Genomic DNA, 7,017 nt, shown 5'->3' on the forward strand with positions numbered 1-7,017 from the left:
CGTGGTGATGTCGAGCTGCTTTCCATGCTTTTTATCAGGTTTTGGGTCGCAACGACGTTAATTCTCTCGGCCAGTTCAGGCTGATTTTCGGATAGTGGCGGGAGTAATGACGCGTTGTGGATGACGGCGTCGACACCCTTCAACAACGTTGGGTGCAGCGTGGTGTCGCAAATATCACCTAAGATGATTTCACAGCGCTTGTGGTAACGGCGTTTTAATTGTTGGTTCTTAGCGTTGTCCAAGTCAAAACAGCGCAGTTGATGGCCTTGCTTCAGGGCCTCTTCAATACACATCTGACCGAGATTGCCAAAGGCACCGGTAATGAGAATATTCATGTCGCGGAGTTGTCTGTAAATTGCGGGCAGTGGATGCCTTGGGGGCTTTCAATTGTGCCTACGCACAGATTGCAATGAGTACAACGGCTTTTATAGCTGGGGTCGACCGCGAGCTTTTGTGGTAGGTCCGGATCGGCCAGTAGTGTGCGACCTAGCTGGATAAAATCGAATCCGGCACCAAGTATTTCCGTAAAATTGTCGCCACTGGTGGCGCCACCAATATAGACAAGCTTGCACTTTACGACGGCGCGAATACGTTTGGCCTGCTCAAGTAAGTACATGTCGTAGAAGGGCAGAGCAGGGAACATCTTCTTGCCCATCAGCCGCAGCAGAAACCGCATAATCCGATTTCGTTCATACTTTAATAACGCGGGTAGAATGCTGTCACCACGAAACATCAGCATTGGATTCATAGTGCTGGTGCCATTGCTAGGGATGATGGCGTCAATACCAGCCGCATCCAGGGCTTTGCAGATTTCGAGCGAGTCATCGTAGTGAAGACCGCCCCGGCGGCCCTCTGACATAGTAATCTTAGCCAAAATAGGGAAGTCGTCACCGACCGCAGCTCTGACTGCAGCGAGCACGCGAAGTGGCAGTCGCAGGCGATTTTCTAAGCTGCCGCCATAATTATCTTTGCGATGATTGGTGAGTGGGCTGAGAAACTGACAGAGGCCATAGCCGTGGCCGAAATGAATTTCGAGGGCGTCGAAGCCCACTGACTTCATAAATATCGCCGCATCTCTGTAGGCATCAACCATGTGGTCTATATCGTCTAGCGACATGGCATCACAAAACCACATTCCCTCGGCAAAGCCCAGTAGATTTAAGCCGCCACTGGGCCCTTTAGGGCGAGCTTTCAACGTGTGGTTTTTTGAGAACGCGCCGCAATGACCCATTTGCCCAGCTACTTTACAGTCTTGTTTTTGAATATTTTGTACGAGCTGAGTTATTTCACTGCGAATATCCTCATGCATGGTAAGCATGTTGGCATTCAGGCGCCCAGCGTTTTCGACCGCGCAGTAACCTATGGTTGTCATGGCAATACCGCCACGTCCGAATTGCGCGTGGAAATCGGTCAGGCTGGCGCCGGGAATGCCGTTAGGGCTGCGGTTTTCAAAAGTACCGGCCTTAATAAGTCGGTTTTTCAGCTGGAGTCCGTTCAAGCTTGCACTGTTTAGTGCGGAGTTTATGCGCTCTGCCATGGGGCCTCTGGAATTATTATTTGCGTATGTTCGGCGTGGCGATAACGGCCCCGCTTAATTTTTAATGCATGTTATATAGTCATATTATATAAGTCAATTATATGGAATCTGGAAAAGTCAGTCTGTATACTTCCGGCAGGTTAATACGACGTGGGAGTTACCTTGGGAAAAGACATCTCAAGTCCAAAGAAGCGCGTTGCTGGCGGAGCGGTGGCAAAGCCCAAGCGACAAACTCAAGCAGAGCGCCGCGAAGCGACGCAAGCCATGGTGTTGGAAAGTGCTTGCCGGATTTTCGGTCAAAAGGGCTATGCTGATACCTCACTCAAAGATATTGCTGATGACCTCGGGCTTACTATCACGCCGATCTATCACTACTTTGGTAATAAACAAGCGCTCTTTTTAGCAGTTACTGAGGCGATGGAGCTTGAATTTACCAAGCAGATTGAAGAATTTTCCTTTAGTTCTGAAAAAATAGATCTCATCGAAATTTGGGATATGCTGATTGAAATGACCCAGCGCCCCAATTTCGTTCGTATTGTGTTGCGCGATGCGCCTATTATCCTTGGTCGTGAGCGCTGGGAAGATACCAGCGTTGTTCAGGCCGTTTCCAAAATATTTCACGACCAATTGTTGCTCTTATACGAGAGCGGTAGTTTGACCAAGCCCTTGTCAGAAAATGACGTTGTGTTACTGCAACGAATGTTGATTGGCTGTTTTTCTGAGGCGGCGCTAATGCTTGTCGCAAACCCGGATTATGATAGCCGCCCGTTAATGTTACGAGTATTGGCGTTATTGGGCGGTGTGGATTCGCAGTAAGCACTGTTTATCACTGGTCAGCTGCGGTAGCCGTGTCAGTTTGCAGTCTGCCCACCATCAATTGCCAATGTTGTGCCGGTTATATATCGCGCTTCGTTTGATGCCAAGTAAGCTACCTAAGACGCTATTTCGTCAGCCGCAGCAACATCTAACAATGGTATTACAACTCACTCTGCGGCAAGTCGCAGCGCCGTTGCTCTACCAATATGTGATGCCGCTCCGGTAATTAGCACTACTTTGCTATCAAATCGGTTTGAGAGTACTTGCATAACCAATCTCTAAAAATAGTTGGTTAAGTTAAATTGATGTAAGGCACCCGTCTTTTGAGTTCGGGCATGGTGGTTGGTTCGCTGTATTTTAAGGTAGGTTACGGTGAATCTTGATTCAGTTTCAAACCTATTAATGAAATTTCGCCATTTTTAATTTCTTTAACAATCAGCTTTACGGGCGGAAATTCCTGGGCGTCGCCAACAACCGGCCGCCCGCGAAATTTTGCTGTTAAATGCTCACCTATGGTGATGTCCTTTAGTTCGTCCGGAATTGCAAAACCATAGAGGCTAGCAAGATCACCGAGCGAACTGTTCGGACGAATCGAAAAATCACCAAAAAAGTTCGATGAGATTTTCGATGAAATACGGGAGAGGGCGGGTGAAAATACCTCAGCCAATTTTTCAGCCATTCCTGTTGTCGCGACAATAACGACTTGATCTCCTTCCTTTAAGATTTCCCCTTCCGACTTTAATGGTATCTCGTCGCGAATCAACGCAACGACCTGTGCGCCATCAGGCAAGGCAAGCTGTAAAATTAATTTGCCAATGGTGCGGCTACTGGCCACTACTTGATAGACCACTAAGTCTTTGTGAGGATTGCTGGGTAAATGGGTGCTCCTAAAGCTGGGAAGCTTGAGTGAAACCGGTAAATCTACTTTTAACCACCGAGCCATCGGCGCAATAGTCCAGCCCTGAAGAACGAGCGAGGTGAGAACAACAAAAAACACGAGTTCAAAATATGTGCGCGCATGTTCTAAACCTACTAGGGATGGAAATAATGCAAGAATAACGGGTACTGCACCGCGTAAACCGCACCAACTCACAAACAGCTGGTCTCGCCAAGGAAAATGAAATGGAATGAGTGAAACGGCAACAGCCAGCGGTCTCGCGATAAAAATGAGCACAAAGGCGATAATGAGTGCCGGCACGATTATGGGCGGTAAAAGGCTGGGCGTAACCAAGAGCCCCAGAATTAAAAACATGCCAATCTGGCTTAACCAAGCAATGCCGTCATGAAAGCGCCTTATATCGTTCATGTATAAGAATGATGTAGTGCCGATCATAACGCCGGCAATATAAATGGCGAGGAAGCCACTGCCGCCAATTGAGCTGGTGCCACCAAACAAAGTGAGCGCGGCGGCAAAAACCATTAACGGATATAGAGAGACGGGGAGTGTGACTTTTTTCAGTGCGGCCGGAATGATGTAGCCGCCGATTACGCCAAAGATTATCCCTAGCCCAATTTGTTGGACTAGCTCGACAAGCAGAAGCCAGCCGCTGAGGCCGGCGGGGCTGCTAAGTACTTCAACAAGAGTGATGGTTAAAAAGATGGCCATTGGGTCGTTAGACCCAGATTCGATCTCTAGGGTCGCGCCGGTACGCTCTTTAAGGTTTAGCCCCGCATTTTTGATTAGGCCGAATACAGCGGCAGCGTCAGTAGAGCCAACAATTGCACCAATGAGTAAGCCTTCTTGCCAAGGTAAATCGAGAATATAACTTGCCGCGGCGCCGGTGATTCCCGCCGTGAGGAGTACCCCAACGGTTGCTAAAGATAAGGCCGGGCGCAAGCTGCTGCGAAAGGTGTCCATTCGCGTGCCGAGGCCACCATCAAAAATAATAATGGCGAGGGCGAGATTACCTATGAGGAAGGCGGCTTCAACGTCATCAAACTGTATGCCGCCAATACCATCTTCACCAGCAAGCATGCCGAGTAGGAGAAATATCAGCAACAAAGGCGCGCCAAGTCGGCGTGACACAATGCTCGCAAACACAGCGAAGAGGAAAAGGACGGCGCCGATAAAAACCAATTGGTAAGTGTGATCAATCATGCGTTGGCTTGCTGCTCCCTGCGTAGTCTGGGTCGGTGTCGATTAAATAGCGCGCCCCTTGCGCCTGAATTATATCTGATAAGCGATACTCGCGCGGCATTGCAAACATTCAGGTGTTATATTCGTCGTGTCGCCAGGTGCTGAAAAAATGTAGCTATCAGTAAATCCTTTATAATTTCTGCGCTCGTATCACTTGCTAAAGTTTTTAAACGTAGTAATCTCTCTGTATGAACAAACGAAGCTACTCTAGTCTACAACTCTCCTTCGGCGTACGGGAACTCTATCCCGTTAGTGCCTTCCTCCCTATTGGCGGTTAAGCGCAGTACTGTCTTAACCGCCCGAAAATAATCCATCAAAAAATTCGAATTGCTCCGAGTGCTGTAACTACTCGGGCTGAATTTCTATGTGCGCTGCTTTTTGCTGGGTGGGGGTTTACTATGCCAATTGAAAATGAATTAATTATTTCTGAAACAGACTACGAAAAACTATCTCGACTTATTAAAGTTAGCAGATCAGAGGCGACTGCTGCCTTAGATGAAGAGCTTGTGAAAGCGGATGTTTTTCCAGATGCACTCATGCCCGCCGATGTCGTTTCGCTATACAGTAAAACACATTTCAAGGATGTTAAAACGGGGGCGAAGCGTGTCGTGACGATCGTTATGCCGTGGGAGTCCAGTATCACGGAAATGCGTATATCCATCCTGTCACCGGTGGGGATAGCACTTATCGGTGCGCGGGTGGGAGCGGTAATTGATTGGCCGCTACTGAACAATTGTTCGGTGAGTCTGAAAATAGAAAAAGTGTTGCGCGCGGCGCCAAAGGAGTTGTCCAATGCATAATCTGGCATTCTGGAATAATGCTGTTGAGCTAATCGACAGCTTGGCGAGTATTGATGCCGGTAAATACGACGTATGTCTTGACGATGTGTTGACCACCTTTACAGAGACGTATCGGGGGCGCTTTGATCCTAGCGAACACTTTGAAGAGTATGTGTTGGTGACCCTTGTCGATAGGTTTAGTCGAGCGCTGCCTGAGCCGAGTGGTACGGCACCACTAAAATTTAGCGATGATAAATGTCGATAAAAAATTTTTAAAAAGGACGAATAGGGGCGTAGAAGTACAGGCGAGGGGATTTAGATTCCGTACTTCTACACATTTTTACTATTGTTATTTAGCCTAAAAATGCCTGGCCACCATCAAGTGCAATACTCTGGCCATTAACGTAGCGGCTATCCTCGGAGCACAGGCTAACCACGAACTTGCCGATATCGTCTTCACAATCGCCAAGGCGCTGCATTGGAATAGTGGCCAAATATGCCGCCGCTTCTTCGGGGCGGTCGTTTATCCACCATTGAAGGCCCGGCGATAAGGCATGGGGAAGTATGACGTTGGTGCGGATGCCGTCCTTGCCCCATTCGCAGGCGGCTGCCCGTGACAGCGAGCGAATCGCTTCTTTGGTCGCCGCGTAGCCGCCATAACCCGACATGTCCCAGCGCTTTCCGGCACTGCTGGCGAGGTTGATAATACAGCCATCGCCTTTTAAGTGGGGGTAGCAAAGCTTCATTAAGCGGAAGGTGGCGATTGGTCCGGATTCAAAGCCGGCGCTCAAAGCTTCATCCTCAATCTCGTGCAGGCTGCCTAAGGGCACCTCTTGAGCATTGTTTACCAATATTTGAATGCCGCCGTAATGTTTAACGGTTGTGGAAACCAAAGATTCCAGTGCGCCTCGATCTTTTATGTCGCATTCTACCGCCAAGGCTTGACCCCCGCGCTTAGCGATCTCTGCGCAGCTCGATTCCAGCTTTTTTAGGGTTCGACCCGTTACCACGACTTTCGCCCCTTCGGCGGCCAGTGCAAATGCGATACCTTGACCCACACCTTGGCCCGCGCCGGTTACAATGGCCACTTTGCCGTTCAGTCTTTTCATTAGCATATCCTTTAAAATTGGCAATATTTTCTGGTCCGATAATAGCCTTTTACTTGTGAATGATGCGACTAAGGCTTTATACACTTAGCAGCGAATTTCTGCATTTGATCAATTTTCAGATCAGTACTCAGGGTATCGGGTGTGCCATCATAGGCATTGCGAAAGGCTATGTGGCATTCGTTAACGCCTAGATTGGCGAGAGCGTCCTGGCCAGAGGTGGAGTAGGCGTCGGCGGAGCTGACATGGATCGCGAAGGGAAGGTGGTTACGCTGATACTGTTTACGAAATTCATTTAATTTACCGATCAAAACGCCGTATTCTTCAATGCTTGCACCGGCGCCAATCCAACCGTCGCCAAGGCGCGCCGCGCGTTTTAATGCCGCGTCTGAATGCCCGCCAACAAGAATGGGGATGGGTGTTTTGGGGCTAGGGCAAAGTTGCATGCTTGCTATTGAGAGTTGTTTGCCGGTGTAGCTAAAGAACTCACCGCTCAGTAAGCCCCGTATTATCTCAATTTGGTCGTCAAGGCGCTGGCCACGCGCTGCCCATGGCACGTGGCAGCCTTCGAAGTCTTCTGGCCAGGGGCTAATGCCAACGCCGAAATCAAAGCGGTCGCCGCACAGGGTCGCGAGCGTTGCC

8 protein-coding genes are annotated in these 7,017 nt (G+C 49.1%); 3 read left to right on the plus strand and 5 right to left on the minus strand.

Annotation, left to right across the window (positions count from 1 at the left end; translation table 11 throughout):
* Both ABYT30_RS13375 and ABYT30_RS13380 read right to left on the minus strand, forming a co-directional pair.
* On the minus strand, positions 1–335 hold a 335-nt coding region (locus tag ABYT30_RS13375), incomplete at its 3' end, for an NAD-dependent epimerase/dehydratase family protein (RefSeq protein WP_373096944.1).
* A complete protein-coding gene (locus ABYT30_RS13380; protein WP_373096946.1) occupies positions 332–1,537 on the minus strand; it encodes an NADH:flavin oxidoreductase in 1,206 nt (401 codons plus the stop codon). The genes ABYT30_RS13375 and ABYT30_RS13380, both read right to left, overlap by 4 nt.
* A 162-nt stretch (positions 1,538–1,699) precedes the next feature.
* On the opposite strand from ABYT30_RS13380, the gene ABYT30_RS13385 reads away from it, so the two are divergent.
* Positions 1,700–2,353: a TetR/AcrR family transcriptional regulator gene (locus ABYT30_RS13385; RefSeq protein WP_373082050.1), complete on the plus strand. Its 654-nt coding sequence runs from the start codon at positions 1,700–1,702 to the stop codon at positions 2,351–2,353.
* Positions 2,354–2,720: 367 nt separating this feature from the next.
* Here ABYT30_RS13385 and ABYT30_RS13390 read toward each other — a convergent pair whose 3' ends face one another.
* Positions 2,721–4,451 carry a potassium/proton antiporter gene (locus ABYT30_RS13390; RefSeq protein WP_373096948.1) on the minus strand — a complete coding sequence of 577 codons (1,731 nt, stop codon included), beginning with the start codon at positions 4,449–4,451 and terminating at the stop codon, positions 2,721–2,723.
* A 437-nt stretch (positions 4,452–4,888) separates the two neighbouring features.
* Here ABYT30_RS13390 and ABYT30_RS13395 point away from each other — a divergent pair, with 437 nt between their 5' ends.
* Positions 4,889–5,290 carry a GreA/GreB family elongation factor gene (locus tag ABYT30_RS13395; RefSeq protein ID WP_373096950.1) on the plus strand — a complete coding sequence of 134 codons (402 nt, stop codon included), beginning with the start codon at positions 4,889–4,891 and terminating at the stop codon, positions 5,288–5,290.
* The gene (locus tag ABYT30_RS13400) at positions 5,283–5,534 is read left to right on the plus strand and encodes a hypothetical protein (RefSeq protein WP_373080815.1); all 252 of its coding nucleotides are present in this window, start codon (positions 5,283–5,285) and stop codon (positions 5,532–5,534) included. The genes ABYT30_RS13395 and ABYT30_RS13400 overlap by 8 nt, the downstream gene beginning before the upstream one ends.
* Before the next feature lie 88 nt (positions 5,535–5,622).
* Here the strand turns inward: ABYT30_RS13400 and ABYT30_RS13405 are convergent, their stop codons facing one another.
* Together ABYT30_RS13405 and ABYT30_RS13410 are read right to left on the minus strand one after the other, a co-directional pair.
* Positions 5,623–6,378, minus strand: coding sequence for an SDR family NAD(P)-dependent oxidoreductase (locus tag ABYT30_RS13405; protein WP_373080814.1), 756 nt, complete (start codon positions 6,376–6,378; stop codon positions 5,623–5,625).
* Between the two features lie 68 nt (positions 6,379–6,446).
* On the minus strand, positions 6,447–7,017 hold a 571-nt coding region (locus tag ABYT30_RS13410; protein ID WP_373096952.1), incomplete at its 5' end, for an LLM class flavin-dependent oxidoreductase.

Origin of the sequence: Zhongshania sp., assembly GCF_041623545.1 — a bacterium.
Lineage (GTDB): Bacteria > Pseudomonadota > Gammaproteobacteria > Pseudomonadales > Spongiibacteraceae > Spongiibacter.

Bases quoted from the DNA above. Each gene is read 5' to 3' on its own strand.
- ABYT30_RS13390 (WP_373096948.1), bottom strand. From the start codon at position 4,451: ATGATTGATCACACTTACCAATTGGTTTTTATCGGCGCCGTCCTTTTC.
- ABYT30_RS13405 (WP_373080814.1), bottom strand. From the start codon at position 6,378: ATGAAAAGACTGAACGGCAAAGTGGCCATTGTAACCGGCGCGGGCCAA.
- ABYT30_RS13380 (WP_373096946.1), bottom strand. From the start codon at position 1,537: ATGGCAGAGCGCATAAACTCCGCACTAAACAGTGCAAGCTTGAACGGA.
- ABYT30_RS13395 (WP_373096950.1), top strand. From the start codon at position 4,889: ATGCCAATTGAAAATGAATTAATTATTTCTGAAACAGACTACGAAAAA.
- ABYT30_RS13400 (WP_373080815.1), top strand. From the start codon at position 5,283: ATGCATAATCTGGCATTCTGGAATAATGCTGTTGAGCTAATCGACAGC.